21 protein-coding genes are annotated in these 25575 nt (G+C 44.3%); 5 read left to right on the top strand and 16 right to left on the bottom strand.

Annotation, left to right across the window (positions count from 1 at the left end; translation table 11 throughout):
• Window positions 1–92: 92 nt before the first annotated feature.
• From FTW16_RS03705 to FTW16_RS03695, 3 genes are all read right to left on the bottom strand, one after another.
• The gene (locus FTW16_RS03705; RefSeq protein ID WP_146490093.1) at window positions 93–1877 is read right to left on the bottom strand and encodes an ABC transporter ATP-binding protein; all 1785 of its coding nucleotides are present in this window, start codon (window positions 1875–1877) and stop codon (window positions 93–95) included.
• Window positions 1871–3634 (bottom strand): ABC transporter ATP-binding protein, encoded by a 1764-nt coding sequence (locus FTW16_RS03700; RefSeq protein ID WP_146490092.1) that lies wholly within the window; start codon window positions 3632–3634, stop codon window positions 1871–1873. Before FTW16_RS03700 ends, FTW16_RS03705 begins: the two co-directional genes overlap by 7 nt.
• 227 nt (window positions 3635–3861) lie before the next feature.
• Window positions 3862–4380 (bottom strand): NUDIX hydrolase, encoded by a 519-nt coding sequence (locus FTW16_RS03695; protein WP_060981568.1) that lies wholly within the window; start codon window positions 4378–4380, stop codon window positions 3862–3864.
• Window positions 4381–4682: 302 nt separating this feature from the next.
• Between FTW16_RS03695 and FTW16_RS03690 the strand changes: the two genes are divergently transcribed.
• Window positions 4683–4937 carry a DUF333 domain-containing protein gene (locus tag FTW16_RS03690; RefSeq protein ID WP_146490091.1) on the top strand — a complete coding sequence of 85 codons (255 nt, stop codon included), beginning with the start codon at window positions 4683–4685 and terminating at the stop codon, window positions 4935–4937.
• 211 nt (window positions 4938–5148) lie between these two features.
• Window positions 5149–5826: a hypothetical protein gene (locus FTW16_RS03685; RefSeq protein ID WP_146490090.1), complete on the top strand. Its 678-nt coding sequence runs from the start codon at window positions 5149–5151 to the stop codon at window positions 5824–5826.
• Between the two features lie 4 nt (window positions 5827–5830).
• Here FTW16_RS03685 and FTW16_RS03680 read toward each other — a convergent pair whose 3' ends face one another.
• Window positions 5831–6709: a YdcF family protein gene (locus FTW16_RS03680; protein WP_146490089.1), complete on the bottom strand. Its 879-nt coding sequence runs from the start codon at window positions 6707–6709 to the stop codon at window positions 5831–5833.
• 338 nt (window positions 6710–7047) lie between these two features.
• Here FTW16_RS03680 and FTW16_RS03675 point away from each other — a divergent pair, with 338 nt between their 5' ends.
• The 3 genes from FTW16_RS03675 (at window position 7048) to FTW16_RS03665 (ending at window position 11294) form a co-directional block, all read left to right on the top strand.
• Window positions 7048–8418 (top strand): L-serine ammonia-lyase, encoded by a 1371-nt coding sequence (locus FTW16_RS03675; RefSeq protein ID WP_146490088.1) that lies wholly within the window; start codon window positions 7048–7050, stop codon window positions 8416–8418.
• A 415-nt stretch (window positions 8419–8833) separates the two neighbouring features.
• On the top strand, window positions 8834–10312 hold the full coding sequence (locus FTW16_RS03670; RefSeq protein ID WP_146490087.1) for a peptide MFS transporter: 1479 nt from the start codon (window positions 8834–8836) through the stop codon (window positions 10310–10312).
• Between the two features lie 199 nt (window positions 10313–10511).
• Entirely contained in the window at window positions 10512–11294 is a 783-nt protein-coding gene (locus tag FTW16_RS03665) for a siderophore-interacting protein (protein ID WP_146490086.1), read from the top strand.
• Between the two features lie 119 nt (window positions 11295–11413).
• Here FTW16_RS03665 and gntR read toward each other — a convergent pair whose 3' ends face one another.
• The 12 genes from gntR to FTW16_RS03605 form a co-directional block, all read right to left on the bottom strand.
• Complete coding sequence (gntR, locus tag FTW16_RS03660; RefSeq protein WP_146490085.1) at window positions 11414–12415, bottom strand: gluconate operon transcriptional repressor GntR; 1002 nt, start codon at window positions 12413–12415, stop codon at window positions 11414–11416.
• Window positions 12416–12554: 139 nt separating this feature from the next.
• A complete protein-coding gene (gene gndA / locus FTW16_RS03655) occupies window positions 12555–14063 on the bottom strand; it encodes an NADP-dependent phosphogluconate dehydrogenase (protein ID WP_146490084.1) in 1509 nt (502 codons plus the stop codon).
• A 3-nt stretch (window positions 14064–14066) separates the two neighbouring features.
• Complete coding sequence (locus FTW16_RS03650; RefSeq protein ID WP_146490083.1) at window positions 14067–14564, bottom strand: gluconokinase; 498 nt, start codon at window positions 14562–14564, stop codon at window positions 14067–14069.
• A gap of 118 nt (window positions 14565–14682) precedes the next feature.
• Window positions 14683–16005 carry a TRAP transporter large permease subunit gene (locus FTW16_RS03645; RefSeq protein ID WP_012600364.1) on the bottom strand — a complete coding sequence of 441 codons (1323 nt, stop codon included), beginning with the start codon at window positions 16003–16005 and terminating at the stop codon, window positions 14683–14685.
• On the bottom strand, window positions 15998–16555 hold the full coding sequence (locus FTW16_RS03640) for a TRAP transporter small permease subunit (RefSeq protein WP_146490082.1): 558 nt from the start codon (window positions 16553–16555) through the stop codon (window positions 15998–16000). Before FTW16_RS03640 ends, FTW16_RS03645 begins: the two co-directional genes overlap by 8 nt.
• Before the next feature lie 65 nt (window positions 16556–16620).
• Window positions 16621–17637 (bottom strand): TRAP transporter substrate-binding protein, encoded by a 1017-nt coding sequence (locus tag FTW16_RS03635; protein WP_019820432.1) that lies wholly within the window; start codon window positions 17635–17637, stop codon window positions 16621–16623.
• A gap of 200 nt (window positions 17638–17837) precedes the next feature.
• Complete coding sequence (locus tag FTW16_RS03630) at window positions 17838–18740, bottom strand: EamA family transporter (protein WP_146490081.1); 903 nt, start codon at window positions 18738–18740, stop codon at window positions 17838–17840.
• A gap of 135 nt (window positions 18741–18875) precedes the next feature.
• On the bottom strand, window positions 18876–19580 hold the full coding sequence (phnR, locus tag FTW16_RS03625; RefSeq protein WP_146490080.1) for a phosphonate utilization transcriptional regulator PhnR: 705 nt from the start codon (window positions 19578–19580) through the stop codon (window positions 18876–18878).
• 68 nt (window positions 19581–19648) lie between these two features.
• Window positions 19649–21358: a putative 2-aminoethylphosphonate ABC transporter permease subunit gene (locus tag FTW16_RS03620; RefSeq protein WP_186728022.1), complete on the bottom strand. Its 1710-nt coding sequence runs from the start codon at window positions 21356–21358 to the stop codon at window positions 19649–19651.
• A gap of 20 nt (window positions 21359–21378) precedes the next feature.
• A complete protein-coding gene (locus FTW16_RS03615) occupies window positions 21379–22488 on the bottom strand; it encodes a putative 2-aminoethylphosphonate ABC transporter ATP-binding protein (protein ID WP_102307070.1) in 1110 nt (369 codons plus the stop codon).
• A 216-nt stretch (window positions 22489–22704) separates the two neighbouring features.
• A complete protein-coding gene (locus FTW16_RS03610) occupies window positions 22705–24126 on the bottom strand; it encodes an FAD-dependent oxidoreductase (RefSeq protein ID WP_146490078.1) in 1422 nt (473 codons plus the stop codon).
• A gap of 120 nt (window positions 24127–24246) precedes the next feature.
• Window positions 24247–25257, bottom strand: coding sequence for a putative 2-aminoethylphosphonate ABC transporter substrate-binding protein (locus FTW16_RS03605; protein ID WP_146490077.1), 1011 nt, complete (start codon window positions 25255–25257; stop codon window positions 24247–24249).
• Between the last annotated feature and the right edge of the window lie 318 nt (window positions 25258–25575).

Raw genomic sequence — 25575 nt, 5'->3', positions numbered from 1 at the left:
TTTATTTTCCTTTGACCCAAGAGGTATTGGCAAGCAATAGACATTAGCGCAACATACCACCTATCGAAAAATCAGAACCTAAATTAGAGCCATCAGGCTACTGTAACGTGAGAATCACTCATTTCTACAATCGATTCCTTCAACAACCCAGCATAAACTCCATTGTGAACCACTAACTGTTGATGACTACCTTGCTCAACAATTTCACCCTTTTCCAACACGAGAATGGTGTCCGAGTGGCGAACGGTGCTCAAGCGGTGTGCAATCGCAATCACGGTTTTTTCCTTAAACAGACGCTGCATCGCTTTTTGGATAAGGTCTTCGGTGATTGAATCTACCGAACTGGTCGCCTCATCAAGCATCATCAATTGCCCCCCCTGTGCAACCGCTCGTGCGAACGAAATAAGCTGCGTTTGCCCCACAGACAAATTGGAGCCATTCTTTTCCAGATGGAAATCATAACCTTTAGGGAGTTGTTCAATAAACCTATCGGCATAAACATAGCGCGCCGCCTGTTCAACCTCTGTTCTAGATAAATGTGTTTTACCCAGTGCAATATTGAACTGAATTGTTTCTTCAAATAAGTGTACGTCTTGCATCATCATTGAGAACAAATGAGCAGAGTCTTCGCTTGAGATCTGCGACAACTCTATTCCATTCAACAAAATGCTACCTTCATAGTCTTGGTAGGTTTTAGAGATCAAACGCAGAATCGTCGACTTACCCGACCCCGTCGACCCCACAAGCGCGATTTGATGTCCTTTCTCCAATACAAACGAAACATTCTTTAGAACATAGGGAGAGTCATCTTTGTAACGGAAGCTCACTTTCTTAAACTCAAGGCTCACAAACTGTTCAAGCTGTTTCTCTAACTCGTTAGACGGCAAAAGGTTGCGTCCTTCCTCTTCCGTTGGCTCAACAAACAGCTCTTCAATATGATCGAACGCTGCAAATGAGCTCTGAATTGATGCAATTTGAGAAGTAAAATCGCGGATCGGCACGAACACTTTTTCTAAGGTGTTGATGAACGCAATCAGCACCCCCAAAGTAAGCGCCCCTTCTATCACTTGCTCAGAGCCATACCAGATCATAATCGCGATGGTGATCGAGGTAATGCCAGAGATAAACGAGAATAAAATCGCATCGTATTTATTGATCTTCTTCTGCGCTCTTAGAAACTCATCAGTATAGCCTTGGTAGCGTTGTTCTACTTGCTCTTCTGCTCGGTACATCTGAACGGTTTTCATGCCAAATAAGACTTCTTGTAGGAAGCCAATACCGCGAGCGAGCGAAGAACGGGTCACCTTATATAAAGCACGAAGTCGGTTTCTCACATACACCGTCAAGTACATCACCGGCGGCATGATTATCAACACAATCATAGTTAACTGCCAGTCAATAAAGAACATCATCACCAACAGAGCAATGGTATTAATGCTGTCTTTAACTAGCCCTACAACCGATTGAACAAACGTCTCGCCGATGGTTTCCAAGTCACTGGTTAGTCGCGAAAGCGTTACGCCAATCGGTGTGTTATCAAAATAGCTACGTGGCAGTTTAAGCACGCGATCGAACAGCACTGATCGCATGTCAGTTATCGTGTATTGTCCGGTTTTACGCAGGTTGTACGAATAGGTGGTATCCACAACATAGCTCGCTACCAACACGGCAACGAGATAGAAGACGTATTCGAGCAAACCATCCATATCACCGTGGCTCAGGTGAACATCGATCACTTGAATGATCAGCCAAGGGAACAACAAACTCGTGATGACAGAAAGAGGAAGCATAGCGATGCCCAGAATCGCAGAGCCTTTGTATTTCTTAGCAAACTTAAAAAAGTGCTTGAGGTACTTGAGATCAACACCTTTTAACATGCTGCTGCCTCCGTTTCATTCTGCTGTAGTTGCCATGTATCGTAATAGTAATCGCACGTTTTCAATAACGTGGCGTGGTCGCCCTTCGCGATCACTTTACCTTCATTCAACACGATGATTTCATCCATATATTCAAGGGCATTAACGCGGTGTGAAACCACAAGAACCGACTGATTTTCCAATCGTTTAAACAAGCCTTCTAAGATCTTTCTTTCGGTTTCATAATCGACCGCAGACAGAACATTATCCATGATGATCAAATCGGTGGGTTGTAGTAAAGCCCGAGCAATACTCAGGCGCTGCTTCTGACCACCTGACAACATGATCCCTTTCTCACCAACTAAGGTTTGATCGCCATGCTCAAAACGCGTCACGTCACTGGCCAACTGGCTGAGCTTTAGCACTTCATCAACCTGACTCTTTGCCAAATCAGTATCTAAGCTACCAAAACGGATATTGTCTTCGACGGTTGCTGAAAACAGGTAAGGGTCTTGAGTCACGGTTTTAATATAACGGCGCAAGTCACTGCGTGAGAAGCTAGTGATGTCCTTTTCCCCAAGGAAAATCGCCGCTTCTGGAACGTCCAAATGATGGTTCAAGCAGTTCACTAATGTCGTTTTACCCGCCCCTATTCCACCAAGTACACCGACTTTCTTGCCTACTGGGATATCAAAGCTGATGTCATCGAGAATCAGACGCTCTTCACCTGAATAACTAAAGCTGAGATTGCGAACGGAAAACGTTTTTCCTTTTAGCGATTCAACATCTAACTCAGTGAGCCTATCTTCATCCAACTCTGGGACTTTGGCGTTAAGAATGGTTTGTGCACTTTGAATGCCTACCATACCACGCTGATAAATGGTCGCGATTCTGCCAAGCTGCATCAATGGCATAGCGAGCAAAACCGAGTAAGTTAAGAAAGCGGTTATCTCACCAAGTGTGAGTTCCTGTCTCATCAACATGAAACCACCCAGACCAAGAATGATGATTTTCATCAGATCATTGGCGTAATCGAGCACCGGCATGAAGAAGACTTGAATACGAGTGATCTTAAGACGACATTCAAGCAACAGTTGATTGAGCTTTTCAGTTTCCGCCTTCACCCAAGGTGACATCTGTTGGCTCTTAATCAGATCAATCCCTGATAGGTAACTCATCAACTGAGCAGATAGATTTTGCAGTCGCTTCATGTGCTCTAAATGCAGCGTTTTCATACGCTTGAAGCCCACACGGAAAATCACAAAAGCGATTGAGATAGGAATAATCGAATAAAGCGTTAATTCTGGTGAAATACGCCACATGTACAGAGGCGTCAGCGACAGAGCTAACAACGCATTAAAGAACTGCAGGAAGCCGACACCAAACATTAAACGAATACCGCTCAGGTCATTGTTGATGATTGAGATCAAGCGACCAGAAGCAAAGTGTTCGTGAAAGCTACTTGGTAAGCGGTTCAGCTTTTGTAAAAGGGTACTTTTAAGTGCAGCCTCTGTAATTCGCCCCGGATTAAGCGCATAAATACGAGACAAAATTCTCACCACAACCATGGCAACCGACATACCGACCACAATCCAAACATAGGTTTGAAGCTGTTGGTGGCCAGTTGAAGAGGCATCATCAATCAAATCTATCGCCAATTGGATATAACGAGGGATCTCTACTTGTAACCAGTTGACGAGAAAGATGAACACAATCGCCAACAAGTACGAGGTGCGATTCATGCGCAGATAATAGGCAATAAACTGTCTTTTATTCATAGTATTCTTTGTTTGGGGCAGGCTCACAGCGAGATTTAGCGATATGACCGGGCAGTTAAACTAAATAGGGCCATCGCTGAGTAAAGATACATCAAAAACACCTAGTTGACAATATCAACCACATTCAGTAATTGGTTACCGTTATTACATTTTAGCATTGCTAGAAACAACTTTGCCGCCAAAAATGGCGGCAAATAAATAGCTTAACAGGCTTGTATTGATAAAAGCTAAAGCATCTCTTTGGCAATCAAATGCAGCAAAAAGGTTTCACGTTCAATACTCATCCCCTTCTTAGGGCTCTCGGCCATCGTCTTTTCGTTGTGTGCGATCGCTTCATGGATATTCATCCACACTGGCTTCATCCCATTTTTCACTTCGTAGTCTTCGTAAGCTGTTTCACCAAGCTCGCGATCAATCTTGCATGAGTAACAGTAAGAGATCATGTGCATCAGATCCGCATCGTCTTTATACCAAGGACGAAACTCTTCAAAAATACCGAACGGCTTGATGCTATGGATATTCTTCGCGCCTGTCTCTTCTTCGAGTTCACGGACCATACCAGCAATCACATCTTCCCCTTCATCCAAACCACCACCAGGAATGGTGTAGTCGTGATAACGCTCTGTATAGAGCATCAGAATGTCTTCACCATCTAACACAATGGCACGGGCAGCGTTGCGCTTATAGACCGTTTTATTATCTAGATGGTCGATATCAGGGTGGATGGTTGTTTTTAGGTGTCTCATGATTGTGACTGCTCTACTGAATTTGGCGGCATCATATCATAATCATCAATAGATTCGAGGTTCACAATCGTCAACAAGAACTTATCGGACGGAGATATTCCAACGCTAACTTAAATCCACTTAGCTTGATCCAACACTCAAAAAGTAGTTAAAGATGGAGAAATATCAACCTATTTCAATATCTTGACCAAATTAGGACAACCTTTTCTGAAATCTAAAATATACTCATTTCATAGAGCTTCTCATTGGGTTCTGTAGAACTTAACGCATTCGATTATAGAGTTATCACGTAGGAGATAAACATGAAAAAAATTGGTTTGATGGCTGTATGTGCCGTTGTATTGGGCGGTTGTGCAAACGACTATGCAGAATATGGCGAAGGCCAACGTGTTTCAGTCGCTAACCCAGCAGCGGTTTATTGTGTTCAACAGGACGGTGAATTAGACACGGTGACTGAAAACAATCAACGTACAACTTACTGTGTATTCGATGACGGTGAGCGTATTGAACAATGGGAGTACTACCGCAATAACCATGAGCAAGAAACTGAAAAGTAATCACTTATCTTACAAGTTTCCAATCTCAAAGCTTTAAAACCCTACCCCTAAAAATTCAATTAAGTTACGTAAACTGCCTGCCATAAGGCAGCGGTTTACCGTACACACACACCAATTGAACAGTGTTTTATTCCTGACATAGCTCTGACATTAGCCTAACCTAGGCCGATAGAATGCCCGCCTGTTACAAAATTTTACACATAGAATTATTATGAAAAGCCAATCAAAAACGAAAGAACAAACTCAAATGTCATTTGAACTACCAGAGTTCACCCTTTCCCAGTCGACATCTCAAGTGATCTTCAAACGCTGCCAAACCGCTCTCGTTGTTTTAGCGATTGGTATTGTCGCAAACCTTGCGCTTCGAATTGATTTCGTATTGTTGAATGGCAATGTTGGTGAGATCTCGGTGACCGAGATGCTGCAACAGTTACTGCTTATTATCGCGTCTGGGTCTTTTGCTTATCTAGCAAGAGAGACCCGTGAAGTTAAGCACGCAGCTATGCTCATCTGTGCATTCTTCAGTGTGATGTTTATTCGTGAAATGGATTTTTGGTTCGACAAGATTGTACATGGCGCTTGGGTTGTCCCTGCCCTCTTGGTTGCTGGTAGCGCAATTTTCTATGCGATTAAAAATGGTAAACGAACCATTGATCAGCTTGCACTTATTCTTGCATCCCCACACATGAATTTGCTAGTGACTGGCGTGATGCTACTGTTGGTATTCTCCCGCCTATTTGGCATGGGTAGCTTCTGGCACAATGTTATGGGCGATGATTACGTTCGAGCGGTTAAAAACATCGCAGAAGAAGGCACAGAGCTTCTAGCGTACTGTCTGATTGCGTTTGCGAGTTTAAAAACCGTTATTGGCATCACGAGAAAGAAATAATCACCTATCGCCACCAGCGATGCGTGCGATCCGATTCCGGATCTAAATAACGATTCAATAAAGTCAGGTTAGTATCTAGTAGAGCTAGGTATCCCCTGACTTTTTTTATGTCTGTACCCACTGACGTCTGCTGGATACAGCTCTCCAATACTGGGATTAAACTGTCTACAATTTCAAAGTGAGATGAACGTCCGACGAGCTCCTTGGCAGTTATCAGTGCTTCCAAAGACAGCCTTTCGGGCTCTCGTCTAACCAACTCCAAATCTCGCTTAAATACGCCCGCATAGACACCTTCAAGATAGACTCGATAGGTCGTCACTACATCCATCAACAGAAACAATTGCCCTTGAGCACTTTGATGTGGGTATGGCACCGCAACATGAGCATCCAACTTGCGATCTATTTGCAGCTCTACCCCAAGTGCGGAACACTTCTCAACGAGAACTTTAAGCAAACCTTGCTCATCCATGAGCGATTGAATCTCGAATATACGCTGTAAGTGGTAGTCATTAGAAACGAATGTCACCTTCACACTCTGCCCGCAAGTAAACAGCCCGCTTGCAACCATCTCTGAGGCCAAGTTCTGAATGTTCTCGACAGTGTTGGTCGAATGCTGCTCAAGCAAAATCGCCCCTAACGGGAACGGATGTGCACGCTGATTTTCAAGCTTTCTAAAATACTGGTGCATCGCATCGGCTTCAGAGAGGGTTTGCCCTTTTGTGATCCCACCACAGAATGCAACGGCAGTTTGCTGATTCGACTCTTCGACCAAAGGCTCCACCAGATACTTAACTAAAGCATCAACTCGACTGATTCCTTCATCAGTCAATTTATTCTCATTAAGTCGCTTACCCAGCACAATAAGGAGGTGATTAATGCTCATTTTATGTTCAAGTCTCGTTTTGGGGATTAGATGAAGTGAATTATGTATACAATACTTGTTAACAAAAGTATTTTGAAATTCTTATATGTTGCTCGCAATAACGCTCACTATTGATAGCAACACTTTAGGTCATACAAGAATAGACGTGTCGCTTTAAAGCAAACATAGCACGCTCTTGTATTTCATCGCTCTATGCTTGTTAGCATGAGTCGATAAAAGAGCCGTTTCAATCAATGATTAGGCTCAATCACGAATAGGTTCACTCAAAGAAGTGGAACTAACTAAATATAAATTTTACACAGAGTTCGTTCATCGAACCGTCTTCACAGGAAGTTACTATGCTGTCTATTTTTGATATCTACAAAATTGGAGTTGGGCCGTCCAGCTCCCACACAAATGGACCAATGATCGCTGGGTTTAATTTTACCAAAAAAATTGATGCTCAACTTAAGCAAGTGAAGCGTATTCAAATCGACTTATACGGCTCGTTATCATTGACGGGTATTGGTCACCACACAGACAGAGCGACCTTATTAGGTTTGCTAGGTAACCGCCCTGACACCATTAAAATTACCAGTGCTAACCAAGCAATGCGTAAAGCGATTGAAGACAAATCTCTATTGGTTAGCGGTAACCATGAAATTCATTTCGATGTAGAAAGCGACCTACTCTTCCACAAAGCCAACCTTCCATTGCATGAAAATGGCATGACTATCTCTGCCTTTGACGCAAGCGGCAGCCTTCTGGATATGGAAACGTACTACTCAATTGGTGGTGGCTTTATCGCAACCGCTGATGAGCTACAAAACGGCAAGCAAGAAGCAGAAACACAAGTTGAGTTCCCTTTCTCTTCAGCTGATCAGTTACTTGAACTATCGGAGCAACAAGGGCTTAGCCTTGGTGGTTTAATCCTGCGCAACGAAGTTTCATTCCAAGATATGGATGTAATTGACCAGAAAGCCGACCAAATCTGGAAGGTGATGTCTCTGTGTATGCAACGTGGCTTTGACACTGAAGGCATTCTTGATGGCGGCCTAGAAGTAACGCGTCGAGCTCCTGCGCTTTTGAAAAAGCTGGAAGCGAATGCCTCGATTGAAAACGATCCAATGGAGATCATGGATTGGATTAACCTGTTTGCCTTTGCCGTGAGTGAAGAAAATGCAGCAGGTGGTCAGGTCGTGACATCACCAACCAATGGTGCTGCCGGCGTAATCCCTGCGGTATTGATGTACTACCACCGTTTCATCAAAGAGCTAGACACTAAGCAGCTTAAAGACTTCTTGGCAGTCTCTGGCGCTATCGGCATCCTTTACAAAACCAATGCTTCAATTTCTGGCGCAGAGGTAGGTTGTCAGGGTGAAGTCGGCGTATCTTCATCAATGGCCGCTGCAGGCCTAACTGCCCTGCGTGGCGGTAGCAACGAACAAATTTGTATTGCAGCTGAGATCGCGATGGAACACTCACTGGGCATGACATGTGACCCTATCGGCGGTCTTGTACAAGTACCATGCATCGAACGTAACGCAATGGGTGCAATGAAAGCGATCAATGCATCACGCATGGCACTGAAACGTACCAGCAAGTGTCTTATCTCGTTAGACAAGGTTATCGAAACCATGTATCAAACAGGTAAAGACATGAACAAGAAGTACCGTGAAACTTCTCTAGGAGGCCTAGCCGTGATCCACATGGCACCACCGTGTGAATAACAGACAAGAACACGATTGGAGAAAGCCTCTATAGAGACGGCATTCTTGTAAACTTAGGTTTCAATATCTCAACAAAGCCAGCCACTAAGCTGGCTTTTTTATTGGCTAAAGCCCAGCAGCCAATTGAAAGTACTACTCACTCAAAACACTTTACCAGATAGATGCCTCTAACTTTCCCTTTATTAGTTCATTACTTAGCCGCAAATGATGGCGGCTAAATTTCAAACCGCTATGCATCCACTAGCAAAATCTAACGTTGCAAATTTCATTCATGAGAAATATGAATGCACTCATAAGAAAAGATATATCGAGTAAAGTTCGGTTTGGGATAGATGTTTCAGTTTATGTATTACTACCAATGATATTATAATTGGGTAATTACACTACATATTAATACAAATGTGAGAATAAAATAATGTGGAATAGATTAAACAAATCAATGATGTACTGCCAAATGATGTTCGGACTTTCGTTCTATGGCGTCATGGTGATCTTGACTCGTTTCTTTCTTGAAGATCTGAACTACAATGAAGCCGACACCATGATGGTTGTTGGTGCTTTCTCTGCAATCGGACCGCTATTTGCTATCGCAGGTGGCTTTATCGCCGACAAATTCTTAGGTGCTTATCGTTCTTTAACCATCGCTTTTCTGGGATTCGCGAGTGGTTACGTTTTACTAGTACTAGGCGCTGCAGCAACCAATGTGCCTATGGCATTGTGTGGTATTGCGTTAGCAAGTTATGCACGTGGTTTGATGTCCCCTTCTTACCCAAGTCTTTACAAACGCACGTTCAAAACTCAAGAAGACTTTGAGAACTGCTACCCAATCAACTACTCAGTAAACAATATTGGTGCTCTGCTAGGTCAATACTTATTCCCAATGCTAGTGCTTGTTGTTGGTTTCCACGGTGGTTTCCTTCTTTCTGCTGTTCTAGCGGGTGCGGCGCTTCTGATGATGATCTTTGTTCGCAAAGGCCTTGTTGAAGCAAGTGCAGAAATCGATCAACAACCAGTAAGTACGAAAAACTGGGCAGCCTTCCTTGGTCTTTCTGCCGCTATGATTGGCTTGGTATTCTTCATGTTCTCTAACATGGATATTGGCCAAAACATCGTATACGCAATTGGCGGTGCAGCGATCATCTATTTTGTTTCTTTGATGATGAAAGCGAAGAAATCAGACATGCTTAAAATGGGCACAATCTTAATCATCACATTCCTGACGACATGTTTCTTCGTGTACTACGGCCAGATGATGACATCGATGACAATGGTAGCGATCAACACAATGCGTGGTGACCTATTCGGCTTCATCCCTGTCGCACCTGAAGCTTCGATGGCAATGAACCCATTATGGTGTATGGTTGCAGGCCCAATCATTGCGGGTATCTTCTCTAACCTAGAAAAGAAAAACATTAACTTCTCTACTGCAACCAAAGTAGGTTTCTCGTTCATCCTTACGGCTATCGCTTTCGGTATCCTTACGATGGCAGTAACGACAGTTGGTGATGATGTTCTGATCCGCCCAGAAGTCTTCCTAGCGATCCACTTCTTCCTAGCGTTTGGTGAAGTGATTGTAGGTTCAATGGTTGTAGCCTTCATCCTGTCTGTTGCACCTAAGCACATCGAGAACTTCTCTGTAAGTTTGTTCTCTGTTGCTATCGCACTATCAGGCATTGTTGGTGCCGTATTCTCAACGTCTATTGCACTAGAGAAAGGTCAAGAAATCACACAAGAAATCGTGCAAACGGTTTACGGTGACTACTTCCAAATGCTGACCGTTTTAGCTGTCGTGATGGTTGGTATCGCAATGGCTGCATCGTTCATTATTCGTAAGATGCTAGAAGCTGCAAAAGCCGCTGACGAAACGATTGAACTAGAGCAAGCAAACGGCTAACTCTGCTCATTGAGTCAAACCTATCCTAGAGCCCTTTAGTTTTCTAAAGGGCTCTTTTTCGTAGGTTCTGCTTCTTAATAGAATCTATCTCATCAGTTAGACTGTACATGTGCAAATAAAAGTAAATGATAATTATTATTATTGAGTGTTTTCTTGTTCAGGATTATGATATGGAAATCAAAATCTAAGAGAGCCTTATATGAGCAAGCCTAGCCCTATCACATTAACTGTTACTCAAACCTCAACTATCACACCAAACATGCAGCGTATAACGCTGAGCGGTGAAGGGTTAAGTAAATACCCAACTGAATGTGCCGGCGGCTACATCAAGCTTTTATTCTCGCCATTGGGCATAACCGATTTAAGCCAACTGAATGACGGTGAGCGCCCAACCATGCGCACTTACACCATTCGTCAGTACAACCCTGTAGAAAACTGGATTGAGGTTGATTTCGTTCGCCACATCACCACAGATCTACAATGCGGCTTCGCTGCACGATGGGCAATGAACGCAGAAGTGGGTGACACAATTTCAGTGGCGGGACCTGGTTTGATTCAAGGGCTGAATCTGGAGTCTAATTGGTTCTTCTTAGTCGCAGATATGACGTCACTGCCTGCGCTTTCTGCAAAAGTAAAAACACTTCCAGAGCACGCAACAGGTCACGCTGTTATTCAGATCAATTCAGCAGCAGATAAGCAAACACTTGAAGCGCCTCAAGGCATCAAAATCACTTGGTTAATTGAAGATGAAACCTCAGAATCCCTTTCACAAACAGTTCGCAATTCAGAATGGTTAGACGGTCAGGTTTCAATTTGGACAGCGTGTGAGTTTGAAAGCATGCGCGAGCTGAGACAATACTTCCGAAACGAAAAAGAAGTCGCGAAAGAGAACATCTACATCAGCAGTTATTGGAAGCGTGGCGTCACTGAAGATGGTCACAAAGTGTTGAAACAGCAGGATGCTCAGGCCTTAGCGAGCTAAAGATCGTTGTTAGACAAGCCTTGATACTAAAAGCAGAGAAAGACAAATTGAAAACGCCCTTAACGAAGTTCAGGGCGTTTTGGTATGAATCCAATGAAAAGCAAAACCGACCTGTCAGATTAAATACTCTCACCCACTTCAATCTCGTAACCAAGATCAAGCTTGGCAACCCACTCTTTGTTCCCTTTTAAACGCGCCACAACTTGCTCTGCAGCGACTTTACCAATTTGCTCCCTAGGTGTAACCACAGTGGCTAATCGAGGTGTCATCGCCACTGTGATGTCGTGCCCGTGGAAACCTGCAATCGCCATCTGTTCTGGTACTTGAATACCACGGCGTACACATTCATAGAAAGCACCGATTGCCAAGTCATCGTTCGTGCAGAAAATGCCATTCACTTCAGGGTGCTTCTCAAGTAACTCACCAATCAGTTTAGCGCCGAGAGTAAATGAGGAAGCGTCTTCCGTTTGCAGTGTTACAGGCGTTTTGTCAGCTTCCTGCATCGCATGTTCATAGCCGGCCATTTTTAAGCGAGTTCGTTCATCCATACGTGCTGCTAAGTAAGCGATATTGGTGCGTCCTCTGTCGAGCATGGTTTTGGTCATCGCTCTAGCCGCCTCGAAGTTATCAAAGCCGACAGCTTGTTCAATTCTTGGTGATACCGAGTCCATAATCTCAATGACTGGGATAGAAGCGGTCTGCAGCATCTTACGCGCTCTATCGGTATGCACATTCTCAGACAGAATGATCGCATCCACATTGTATGAGAGCAGCGAAGCAATACTCTGTTCTTCCAGTTCTGCGCTATAGCCGTAGTGGGCAATCATGGTTTGATAGCCTGCTGGCGCGGTGACTTGCTCGATACCTCGGATCACTTCAGCAAAAACTTGGTTGGTTAGCGAGGGAACCAGCACGCCTATCGCGTTGCTCTTTGCATTGGAAAGAATATCTGGTGCGCGGTTAGGGATGTAGCCCAGTTCATCGACTGCGGCGTTGATCTTGTCTCGTAGCGCTTCTGATACTTGAGATGAATCTCTCAGACAGCGACTCACGGTCATCTTGGTGACACCAACTAAATTGGCAACATCTTGTAATGTAGGACGTTTTTTCTTATTCGACATAATTAATAATTATTATTTTTGAGTTATGTTACTGGTAACAGTGTATCCAACTGACTTGGAATTTGAAGTCTAATTTACTAAAAGGTTGATATAGCATCACAATTACAAACGCCCTCATAGCGAGGGCGTTATACATTGATTAAGCGTTAACTTTAACTTCCGTTCTTGGAGACTGACTCCAAGTCACGTGAAACTTTTCAGCCTCATCTTTATCGACTCGCGAATAAGTGTGAGAACCGAAGTAATCCCGTTGTGCCTGCAGTAAATTCGCTGGCAACACTTCACAGCGCAAAGAATCAAAGTAACTTAATGCAGAGCTGATGCCCGGCATCGGCACACCATATAAAGCAGAATTAGCCACGACGATACGCCAAGCCAATTCACGTTCTTCCACTTGTTTGATGAAAGCCTCATCAAACAACAGGTTCGCTAGCTCACTATTTTGCTGGTAAGCCGAAGTGATATTTTGCAAAAAAGCAGCACGGATAATACAACCTGCTCGCCAAATCTTAGCGATTTGGGTGAAATCTAGGTTCCAACCTTCTTTGTCTGACGCTGTTTTCAACAAGTCAAAGCCTTGAGCATAAACAGATAGCTTGGCGCAGTAGAGAGCGTCATGAAGCTCAGAGACAACCTCCGCTTTGTCCAATTGGCTGGCATCCGCAATATTGCCTTTTAGAAGCTGGCGACCTTGAATACGTTGTGATTTTTGACCGCTCATCGCACGTGCATAGACCGCCTGTGCAATGGTTGGCGTTGGACAACCCTCTTGTAGACTATTCACCGCAGTCCACAACCCAGTGCCTTTCTGCCCGGCTTTATCCAACACGACATCAACAAAAGGCTTCCCAGTAACAATGTCGTCTTGCTGAAGAATATCCGCGCTGATTTCCATCAGGTAACTATTTAGAACACCGTTATTCCATTGTTCAAAGACTTGACCAATCTCTTGAGCTGGCATTTCCAGAACATCACGCATGAAATGGTACACTTCGCAGATGAGCTGCATATCGGCGTATTCAATGCCGTTGTGCACCATCTTAACGTAATGACCTGTGCCAGAAGGGCCAACATACGCAGCGCACGCCTCACCCGCTTCAAATTGAGCAACAGGTAAACCGTTCGCATCCACTTTTGCAGCAATCGCTTCCCACATTGGCTTCACATATTGCCAAGCAGACTGGTCACCACTCGCCATCAGCGCAGGGCCAACACGCGCTCCCTCTTCACCACCAGACACTGCGGTACTGAAGAAACGAAGTTTACCTTTGTAATCCTGTTCACGCGCCTCGGTATCAGTCCATAAACTGTTACCCGTATCGATAACAATATCGTCGCTCTCCAAACCTGCATCAAGTAGATTATTCACGACGATATCGACAGGTTTTCCTGCAGGAACCGATAACGCTATAACACGTGGTTTTGCTAAGCTCTGTAATACATGTTCAAGGCTAGTGCCTTTAATGAACTGACCTTTGCCGTCAAAGGATTCATTAAGCTGCTTCGCTTCTGAGTTTGCACGTTCAATGTTGTCAGCGTTTAAATCAAAACCCGAAACATTGAACCCATTGTCGAGTAGGTTAAGCGCTAAGCTTTTGCCCATTACACCTAAACCAATCATCGCGATGTCATTTTTTATCTGAGTCATGGTTTAGCCTATCTGCTTAATTTGTTTAAGTGCACTTTCTACGACTTGCTCAACATCTTGCGAGATATCGACAAATAACGCTTCACCTAGCTCAGGTTCAACCAAGGTTTCAAACTGGCTTTTCAACATCTCTTGACCGTTAAAATAATGATTTTCACGAGCTTTATGACGATTCCAAATCGTATCGAAACTGCCCTGTAGGTATACAATCACCAAATCTTCATTGTTGTTGCGCAGAATATCGCGGTATTGCGGCTTTAGTGCCGAGCAAGCGATCACAGCGCTTGGTTGTTCGATATATTGCTTATTAAGTGTTTCTAGCCATCCTTGACGATCTTCGTCAGTCAGCGGAATACCTTGGCGCATTTTTTCTACATTGCTTTGCGGATGGAAGTCATCCCCATCAAAGAATTGAAGATCTAAAGCCAGTGCGATACGGCTACCAATCAGGCTTTTTCCGCATCCAGATACGCCCATCACGAGTATTTTTTTACTTTTCATAAGGCAAGCCTTCCCTAAGCTCCAACTAATACTGGAGCTGACAATCGAATCTAATAGTTAAACTTGTGTTACTGCTGGTCGGTTACTGAACGTTAAGTTTGCTCGGGAACCTTCATTGTTATTGCCACCAAAGCGCGAGCTGAGGGAAGATAATAACCAGTGCTAGAACCAATACTTGAAGTGCAATGAACGGCAGTAGTGAAGAGAAAATCTCACCTAAGCTGATGTCTTTCGGTGCTACTGATTTTAAGTAGAACGCCGCCGGACCAAATGGAGGTGACAAGAAAGACACCTGCATGTTTAGACAGAACACAACACCAAACCAAACTGGGTCGAAACCAAGGCCAGTGATGATTGGAACAAAGATTGGCATTGTTAGAAGTGCCACTCCTACCCAGTCAAGGAACATACCTAGAACCAGCAAGATAGCCATCATGATTAGCAGTGTTACTGTTGCGTTGCCGCCACTGAGTGCAAGGATGGTTTCTTCAACAAAATCAATACCACCCATCAGGTTGTAGATACCAACCAGAGCACTCGCACCGATACCGATCCACATGATCATGCCGCAGGTACGCATTGTTGCGATGGCACTCTCTTTCAACATGTTGTAGTTCAACTCGCCACGGATTAGTGCACTGATCATGATACCAACCACACCTAAAGCAGACGCTTCTGTTACTGATGCGATACCCGTGTAGATACTGCCTAGAACCGTTGCGACTGATAGCAGTGGGAAAAACAGGGCCTTGAAGTAGCTAGGCTGATTCGCGATGTCTTCCTCTGTTTCATCATCACTAGGAATAGGCGCAAGAGAAGGGTTCAACTTACAACGAATCAATACGTAGCCGATGTAACAGCCTGCGAGGATAAACGCTGGTAAGAAAGAAGCTTTGAACAAGTCACCGATTGATACGCTGGCTGTCATACCATAGATGATCAGTACGATACTTGGTGGAAGCATAGTGCCGAGAGCACCACCCGCACAGGTTGTACCGATCGCAAGCTTACGGTCATACCCTAAGCGAAGCATCTGTGGCAGAGCAAGAATACCAAGAAGAACGGTTTCGCCGCCGATAACGCCCGACATTGAAGCCAATAGAACCGCAACTAATAATGTTTGTACCGCAACACCACCGCGAACCTTACGGCCAACAGATTTCATTGCATCAAACAAATCACGAGCAATGCCCGAACGGTCTAGTAAAGCAGCCATCAATACAAACATGGGTACTGCTAGGAACACATAACCAGAAGCAAAGCTGTAAGTACGACTTGCAATCAAAGGTAATGCATCTGGGCCAAACCAGCATAGAGTGAAGAAGATCGCGACGAAGCCTGTTACGAACGCAAGCTGCATACCCGTTAGTAGCAAGCCAATCATCATAACCAGCATGAGCAAACTGCCCCATGCAATACCAATAGAAGATAAATCAAACATCGTCATTCTTCCTTAGACCCATCAACTCTTGGATTAGGTGCAATACAAACTGGACAACAAGAACACACAAAACGACAAAAATCAGGCCTTTCAGCAGCGCTGGATAAGGCGCGTTTAACACTGAGCCTGATGTTTCAAGGCGGAATTCACCCCATGGTGCAAACCACGCTTCTTCTGCGGTGAAATAAGCCGCGTAAGCAAGCATGCCAGCAAAGGCTAAACCAACAATATGGTGAACAAGATTAAGATATTTACGTGCTTGGTTAGAGACTGAATCGTAGATAAGAACCACACGTACGTGCTTATTCGCAGCAAAAGCGTAGATGCCACCAATAATGAATAAAGAACCACCGATGAAAGAAGCCGTTTCATGTACCCATGTGGTCGGGGCATCAAATGCATAACGCATCACAACTTCGTAAAATGAAATCAATACTGTAAAAATAAACAACCAGCTAACGAGGTTACTGAACTTTATAATAAGACGGTCAAGTGTGTTTCTTGGTTGTTCGTCGTTTTCAGCTGGGGCGTGGGGGATTTTGTCTGTCATGGGCCAAATTTCCTGGGAAAATACGGGAGAGCAATGCCCTCCCACGTCAGTAAGCTAAGTTTAAGTTACAGTAAGCCGTTTTCTTCTAGGAACACGGTAACTGAGGTGTAAACTTTCTGTGCGTTATCAGAGCGCTCTGCAAATACTTTCCATTGACCTTTTGCGATCTCACGGAACTTCTTACGCTCTTCTTGAGACCAATCATGAATCGTAATTTCTGGGTTCGCTTGTGCTTCTTTAACTGCTGCTTGGTCAGCCATTTTTAACTGAGTCGTCATGTCGTAAGAGAAGTCACGCACGGATGTTTGTAAGATTGTTTGTAGATCAGCAGGCATCTTGTCCCATTTCTTCTGAGATACTGAGATATCGATAAGCGGCAGTGAGTGGAAGCCCGGTTGAACTGGATGCGTCGCAATATCGTTCATGCCCGCTTTTTGGTTAGTAGAGAACACTGTGTAGTCCGCAGCATCAATTACGCCCTTGCTTAGACCGGTAAATACTTCAGAACCCGGAAGGTTTACTGGAGTCGCACCCGCTGCTGCAAACACTTGTTGTACTAGGCCTTCAGGCGCACGCAATTTAAGACCTTTAAGATCCGCGACACCGTCAATTGGCTTTTTAGAGATGAAAGACTCAACACCTGTTGTTGAGGCACCAACGAACTGAACACCGTAAGGCTTGTAAAGCTCAGTCATTAGCTCGTTACCGCCACCGTAGTTCATGTACTGAAGCAGTTGTGTTGTGTCTGACCATGCACCAACCATATTACCGATAAGACCAAATGCTGGATCTTTACCAGAGAAGTAACCTGTTGCTGTGATATGACCATCAAGAATGCCCATCTTGATCGCGCCCAGCGTTTCAGTGTGTTTAACCACAGCGCCTACAGGCAGAAGGTCGATGTCGATACGTCCGTTAGACATCGTCTCTACACGCTCAGCCCACTTCTGCTGAACCTTGAAGTTCAAATCACCAGATGGATCTGAAGATTGAATCTTAAGTTTAAAGTCTGCAGCCATTGCTGATGTAGCAAATAGGCCAGTGAGGGAAGCAGCAATCAGCGTTTTAGTCAGAGCTTTCATTTGGGTATCCTTATGAGTTTCACAGAGTCCGGTTTGTTGTTATATGTTACCGGTAACGTTGAGGCAGATGTTACCGGTAACCTTACAGCCTTGTCTATGAGAAGGATCACATCTTTAACATTAGTAAAACGTTTGCTATCAATAAGAGAAATGTGACTGAAAAGTCACATTATAGGTCGGAGGTGTAGATTAATTTAGTTTTAAGTCAATGAGATAACTAAACCAGCAATAATAAAAACGACGCCTACACCGCGAGTCATGTGCCACTTTTCCTTCAAAAAGTAGATCCCCATCACTACGCCGAAGATGATGCTTACTTGCCTAAGTGCCACAACCAAGCTGACGTTCTCTGTCATGGTCATTGCAAACAACACCAGACCATAGGTCGATGCCATCATGATGCCAGCAATGGTTGCTTTTCTGCGCAATATCCATGCATTAGTAAACTCGATTCTTTGGTTGGTTGCGAATAACCAAATACTAAGCGGAATCACGATCGCCCAAAATTGAATACCCAGGTAAAAAACTGCTGTGTGCTTGTTAGTAATGGTGGGTGTACTTAGAGGCTCTAATAATAGAAGCGCCTCTTTATCAATAATGGAGTAACCCGTCGTTCCAATGGCGGCGATTAACGCCCACAACACACCAAGATTAAGGTAAGCCTTGAGCCTCAACTCAGAGAATTGCTTAAGTGGTACAAACAAACAACCCAATGTAATCAGTGCAAATCCCATCCATTGATTAGGTGACAGCTCATAACCAATCAACACTGTACCCAAGCCAACCATTAACACAGGTAGTGCTCGTGCCATTGGATAGATCACACCGATATCAGCTTGTTTATAGGCAGCACCCAACCCAATCAAATAGACGATTTGGCAAATCCCACTCAAGAAAACCAACTGCCAAAATGGAAGTGAGATATTTGATAGCCCTACACTGTGAACATACCAAATCAAATATGGCGTCAATATCGCTGCGGCAGCAACCCCAGAGGCTAAGAAGAAAGACGAGCCCGATCCTTGATTTGATTTACCTAGGACATTCCAACCCGCATGCAGCAGAGCCGAAATAATCACGATGATGATGGCAGAGAATTCCATTTCATTCCTAACTTATTGACTGATAAAAGCGGTCGCTGAAAACAGGGGATAAAAAAGGCCTCCAGATAAGAGACCTTTGATCATTCCAGTTGGGCAAATCCCTAAAGTGAGATGTGCCAGCGTTCTAACGTACGACTAACGCTCTAACTGCGCTATCGACTCAATACTGATCGCGTCATGACGCCAATACTCAATATCGCAATCAATCAAATCGCCGTTTTGATTGTAGTTAACACGCTCAACCACCATTGCAGGAGAGCCAGAAGTTGCACGCAGTGCTTGCGCGGTTTCGCCAAGCAAAGACGTTGTGCTCACACGATAACGGATCTTCTGATACACCATGCCAAAGTGCTCGCGGTAGATGTCCGTCAGTGATTTAGACAGATCATAATCGAGCAAGTTAGGAAACAGCTCTGGTCGAATGTAGTTAGTCACATACACAACAGGCCTGTCTTCAAGGTAGCGAACTCTGTCGACTCGATAAACATCTGAGAACGGTTGTAACTCAAGAAGCTTAGTCGCCTCCTTGGTTGCCAACATCCCTTTCGCTGCCACCAACTCTGTTTTCGGCTTACGGTTCTGCGACAGAGCCATATTGGTGAAGTTTAGTGTTTGTGTTGGGTCATAACGAAGCGGCTCGGGAGAGATAAACCAACCACGTCGGTCTTCTCGATAAATACGCCCTTCCGCTTCAAGTGAAGACAAGGCTTCACGTAAGGTAACTCGAGTCGTATCAAACGATTCAGCCAGTTTGCGCTCCGCAGGCAACTTCTGTCGTGGTGTTAACATCCCCGACTCTATCTGCTCTACGATGACATCTTTGATTTTTACGTACTGCACTTCATTTCCTTTTATTCTTGTTCTTGTCGTCAGCCACTCCTTGGCCAACTGCAATATAAAATGGTTCGCTAGCGTTTACGCCAAGCTTGGGTTCGCTTCTCGAATAACTTGTTGATTAACATATGAATCAACTTCGCGCTCGCTGCCGATATCATGATCATCACCGCCATAGCAGCTGCTGCACCCGTTTGCCCCGCATCATCCATATTCAATACTGAAACTGATGCTGGGATCGTATTGGTAGAATACAAGAATACTACCGCAGATGTCGTGGTAAGTGCATTAATAAACAGGTATGTCGCAATATCTAAAATCGCCGGCAGACAAACGGGTACCGTCACCTTAAAGAACAGCTTGTATTGCGGTAAGTTAACCGAAGCCGCTGTCGCTTCTATTTCTTCAGGCAGCTGTTTTAATGCAGTTAACGCTGTCATGTGCCCGACTGTGTAGTAGTGAACCACGGTGTTTATCACCAAGAACGCCATCGTGCCATACAAGAAGTTGAATGGATTGCTCAAATCATTGAAGTAGAAGATATAGCCCAAACCCAACACCATGCCCGGAACCGCCATTGGCACAACACTAAGCATCTGCATTGCCTGACGAACAGGACCAAATGCTCTGCCTTTCTCAATGCAATATGCACCAAGGAAAATCAACACGGTACCGATAATAGCAGTCCATGCGCCCAGCGTTAAAGAGTTGAAGAACGGCGTCCAACCATAAGTACTCATTTCTGCGAAGTTATAGTTATTCAAGGTGAGTGCTTTGTTCCAAGGCCAGAACGTGACCATAGAACCGTATATCGCCATGCCTAGCACGATAACAACAGCAGCAGAGATGATGGTGCAATAGAGCAAACACACGCCATCACGTAGAGTATTTGGTTCAGGTTGGTAAGCGACGGAGCGAGTATCAAACAAGCTCTTCTGTTTCTTTTGAACCCAGCGATCCACTGTAAACGCAAGCAGTGCCGGCAATAGCAATAAAATACTGGTTACTGCACCCATAGAGAAATTCTGTTGCCCTACCACTTGTTTAAAGATGTCAGTCGATAGAACGTTATAACTGCCACCAATCACCTTTGGCACACCAAAGTCACAAACCACTAGCGTAAATACAACGATCAGAGTGCTGATCAAACCATACTTTGCCGCAGGTAGCGTCACCATGAAAAAGGTTTTGAATGATGAAGTATTGAGTGCACGTGCCGCCTCATACAGACGAGCATCAGAAGTTCTTAACGAGGTAGTCAGAATCATCAAGGCGTGTGGAAAAGTCCAAAATATTAAGCCTAGTGATATACCAATCAAACCGTATACCGAATTTCCCCCTAAGACTTCTTTGGCGATACCTTGGTTACCAAATAAGAAGATCAAACTGATCGCAGGAAGCAACGATGGAGCTAGAATCGGCGCTGAACCCAACACCTGAAAAAGCCCCTTGAAAGGCATACATGAACGAGTCAACGCATAGGCATAACCAAACGCTAATACACCCACGACAATCGTTACTAACAGCCCAAGCGTAAACGTGTTACCTACCGACTGCCACAGGCTTTGAGAAGCAAAATACGTTGCGAAATTCTGTAATCCTACAAATTCACCGTCTGCGTTCTGTACACTTTTTTTCAACATTGCCCACAGTGGCATCAGAATGAATAGCGTCATGACCACTGACAAAAAAGCCAGAAGCCCGAATAGGATTACGTTGTCTTTACTTAACCGAGCAAGAAAAGGCGTTACTCGTCGTTGAATTAGCAGCTTAGATTGCATCATTTGAGTCGATTCCATGATTGTTACGCCGCCTCGTCTTTCATCACTTGCAGGCTTTCAGATGGGTAAGCTCTAAGGCCTTCTTCATCAAACGCTACGTAACGAATATCGCTGCGACGCAGTTTCAATCGATTAAACTCTTTGACTGACACATCAACGATGATCTCTTTAGCCGTTGAGTCATGTTGCAGCTCACACTCAACTCGATAGAACGCCCCTAGGAACTCGCTAGATATGATTCTGACGGGTAAAGACTCGTTAAAGCGATCAACAAACTGAATTTGTTCTGGACGCACCGCGATATCAAACCGATCGCCATGCTTTGGTGTCAAATTATCTAAAACTGGCAACGCTAACATCGACTCTGCAATGCGCATTTTGCCTTTCGCAGCAACAGAAGCTTGAATGAAGTTCATGCTACCAACGAATTCAGCGACAAAGCGGCTGACTGGGTTTTGATAGATTTCTTGCGGAGCACCCACTTGCTCGATAACACCATGATTCATGACCACAATGCGATCGGCCATGGTTAAGGCTTCATCTTGATCATGAGTCACCATGATGGTGGTAATGCCCAGCTTACGCTGCAATTGACAGATCTCATCACGCAGGTGTGTTCTTACCTTCGCATCCAATGCAGAAAGCGGTTCATCGAGTAGCAACAAGCCTGGAGACAACGCTAATGCGCGAGCCAGAGCAACACGCTGCTGTTGTCCACCAGATAGCTGATTTGGGTATTTCTGACCAGACGTTGGTAAACCAATGGTTTCTAACCAAGATTCTACCGCTTCCAAAGCTTCTTTGGTCGACATCCCTTGGTTCTTCAAACCAATTGCGATGTTCTCTTCCACAGTCAGGTTTGGAAATAGAGCATAAGATTGGAATACGATGCCGAAATCGCGCTTCTCAGGAGGTAGGAACGTCGTATCATTACCGTTCTGCTCAATAGAGCCTGAGGTCGGTAAATCCAGTCCTGCAATCGCACGTAGTAGTGTCGTTTTACCGCAGCCAGACGGGCCAAGGAAACAGACGAACTCACCTTTTTCGATCGATAGGGATATGTCTTTTAACGCTGTAAATTGGCCAAATTGCTTTACAACGTTTTCAATATTCAAATAAGTTTGGTTGCTCATACTACAGCACTCTTTAAATGGTATATACCAAATTTAAACTTTGAATATTGCAGTTGAGTGACAAATTTATAGAAGCTAAATGACAGTTATATTGCAGAAATAATAAGCATTAAAGATTGCTATTAAAAGTCAGTTCAACGTTGAAAACCCTCAGTGACTTGCCCATAAATCACTGAGAGCCTAAATGTAAACTTCTAGTTTAAACGCTAGATTAATCTACGATTCAACCTTGTCGGCTTTACCTGCCGCACCCGCGAGCTTTGCCAATTGTTTATCCAACCACAATGGCGTGTTACCAGAGTCTTCCGCGTTCTCTTTTCTTCGAACAGCATCTCTAACCATCATTGCCCCAACCCAACGAAATGGCTCTGGTGGGAAATAGCCTCGTGGACCGCTAGTTAAGCCACTACGTGTCCATTCGTTATCACCTCCTAACACCATTGAAGACAAAATTTTGCCTCCCATGCGAGTTTGAGCCACACCATTACCTGAGTAACCGAGCCCATAATAGATGTTGTTTTGGCCTTTTAGATTACCGAAAAATGGCAATCCTGTGACGGATCGGTCAGAACCGCCCGACCAGTTGTAATCGAATTCATTCTGATCCAGTTTAGGGAACAATTTCTGGAAAGATTGATTGAGAATCGGTAGGTAGTTAGTCGTTTGGTTAAACATGCTTTCAACCTGATTCGCAAACGAGAATTTATTGCCACCTTTGCCTAACATGAGTCGTCTATCCTCAGTGTCACGGTAGTAATGAACAAAGATACGTGAGTCCACTACCGCCGCTCCTTTTTCGGGACCAAACTGCTTGAGTTTTTCTGGAATAGGCTTAGTCACTACCATGTCAGACGAGACAACCACAATGCTGCGTTTGAACTCTTTAAAGTGATCGAGCATCCATGCATTGAGCGCTAAGATCACTTTACCGGAAGTTATCGTCCCACCCTTAGTTTGGACGCGAGCTGGCGAGCCGTAATCAAGAGAAGTCATCTCTGTATTTTCGTAAATTTCGACACCCAATTCGATCGCAACGCGGCGTAAGCCTCTCGCCAATAACGCTGGCTGAACGCTACCAGCAGCTTCTGAGTAGTAACCCTCAATATGGCGATCAGATCCCGCTTTATCAGCCAAAGAATTGTCGCACTTCTTCCAGCTATTGATACCCTGCTTAACCAGCTCATTAACAACAGGCTCCATTCCACCCTTTTGATCTTCATTGGTCGCCGTGTAGTAAGTTCCGCTGCGATATAGATGCGCGTCAATGTTGTGTTCGTTACAGAAGGCTTCGATCTCGTATATAACCTTTTCCGATTCCTTAACCAACCATTTCGCTTGTTCTTTTCCATAGAGCTTTTTCAACGTTGGGTACTTAGTCGACCACGTCAGCATACAGCCGCCGTTTGCGCCAGAAGCGCCGCTACCACATAGGCCTTTTTCAATCACGACAACATGTTTTTCGGGTTGCTGTTGTTTGATTAAAATCGCCGTCCATAAACCTGTATAGCCGCCGCCAACAATAGCGATGTTGCAGTTAACATCTTTTTTAAGTGGCTTCGCGGATTCTAAACCTGCATCTATGCTGCCAAATTCCTGTTCCAATGCTTGCTTGAACCAATATGAGTAGTGCTTTTTCATTTGTTTTACCTTACTAAAAACCTAAAGGCGTAAAACTAAAAAAGGAAGACCGAAGCCTTCCTTTACTGATTTCTAACTTCTAATGAACTAAATAGTTAATTAACTGAATAGATCGGCAGATTAGGATTTTGGCTCTGATTTAGCGTCAAACTTCTCAGACCATGTTTTAAGAACGTCAGCACGTTCGCTACCCATGCGAGCGAAGTCCATTTTTGCCATGTTATTTTCTACATTAGGGAAGTTCTCTGCTTTGCCTGTCACATCTTGGTGACCAACAACTGGGTACATTTCGATGTAAAGCTCGTTTGCCGCTTTAGAAATAGACCAATCAACAACGCGCTGCGCAGCATCCGAAGGCTTAACAAGACCTACCGCTTCAGATTCCCAACCGATACCTTCCGGTGTAATCACAGAAAGTGGCGCGCCTTGAGTTTTCAGCTTAGCGCCACGGCTCGCCATAGAAATACCGATAGCGACTTCACCCATACCCGCTTGAACACATGGCTTAGAACCAGAGTGCGTGTAGTGAGCGATGTTTTGGTCTAGCTTCTGCATGTAGTTCCAACCTTGGTCTTCACCCATGTTTTGTAGCCAAGCCGAAACCTGCATGTAGCCCGTACCAGAAGACGCTGGGTTTGGCATAGCAATATGGCCCTTGTAGATAGGCTTCGTTAGGTCATCCCAAGACTTAGGTGCCGGTAGATTCAATTGCTTAGCCACCACTTCGTTAAAGCAAACTGCATTAAAGAATGCGTCATTGCCATACCAAGCTTGAGTAGACTGTGGGTCGTTAAGGTTAGCGCGTAATGCTTCTACACCTTGAGGCGTATAAGGTTTCAGAATGCCCTCTTCTTTAAGCAAAGCCATAGAAGAGCCCGCAAGACCCCATACTACTTCTGCACGAGGGTTGTTTTTCTCGGCCAATAATTTTGCCGTCATGATCCCAGTTGAATCACGAACCCATTTGATGTTGATGTCTGGGTTTTCACTTTCAAATGCGTTTTTGTATTTCGCTAAAATGTCAGTTTCAAAAGCGGTGTAAACCGTCACTTCCTGTGCTGCATAAGCATTACCAGCGAGTAGAGTGACTAACGCTGCAAGTGATCCTTTCATAAAACGGTTTTTCATCATTTTCTCCAGTCAGGCCCGATGCCAAGGTTAGAAGTTAGAAGCCCCATCAAGATGCTTCTATATCCATAAATTCAGTTAGGTTGTTAACACACACCTTCGTATTGGTATGTACCAGATTTCGAGTGTTAGGCTAATTGGCTTTTATGACGATTAAATGAACAAAAAATGGCAATTTAAAGATCGGAAAATTTCTCAACACAAGTGACAAATTTGAATATGAAGCTTTTGTGAAAATAACGTTTGGGCTATTTACGACCGTTTAAATTGGTTGTTAAAGTAATCGCAACAATTGGTATAGTCCAAAATAGAAATCACGAG

This window comes from Vibrio sp. T20 (assembly GCF_007858795.1).
Classification (GTDB): Bacteria; Pseudomonadota; Gammaproteobacteria; order Enterobacterales; family Vibrionaceae; genus Vibrio; species Vibrio satsumensis.
The sequence above is the reverse complement of the archived record's forward strand: the minus strand, read 5'-3'. Positions and strand labels throughout refer to the sequence as shown.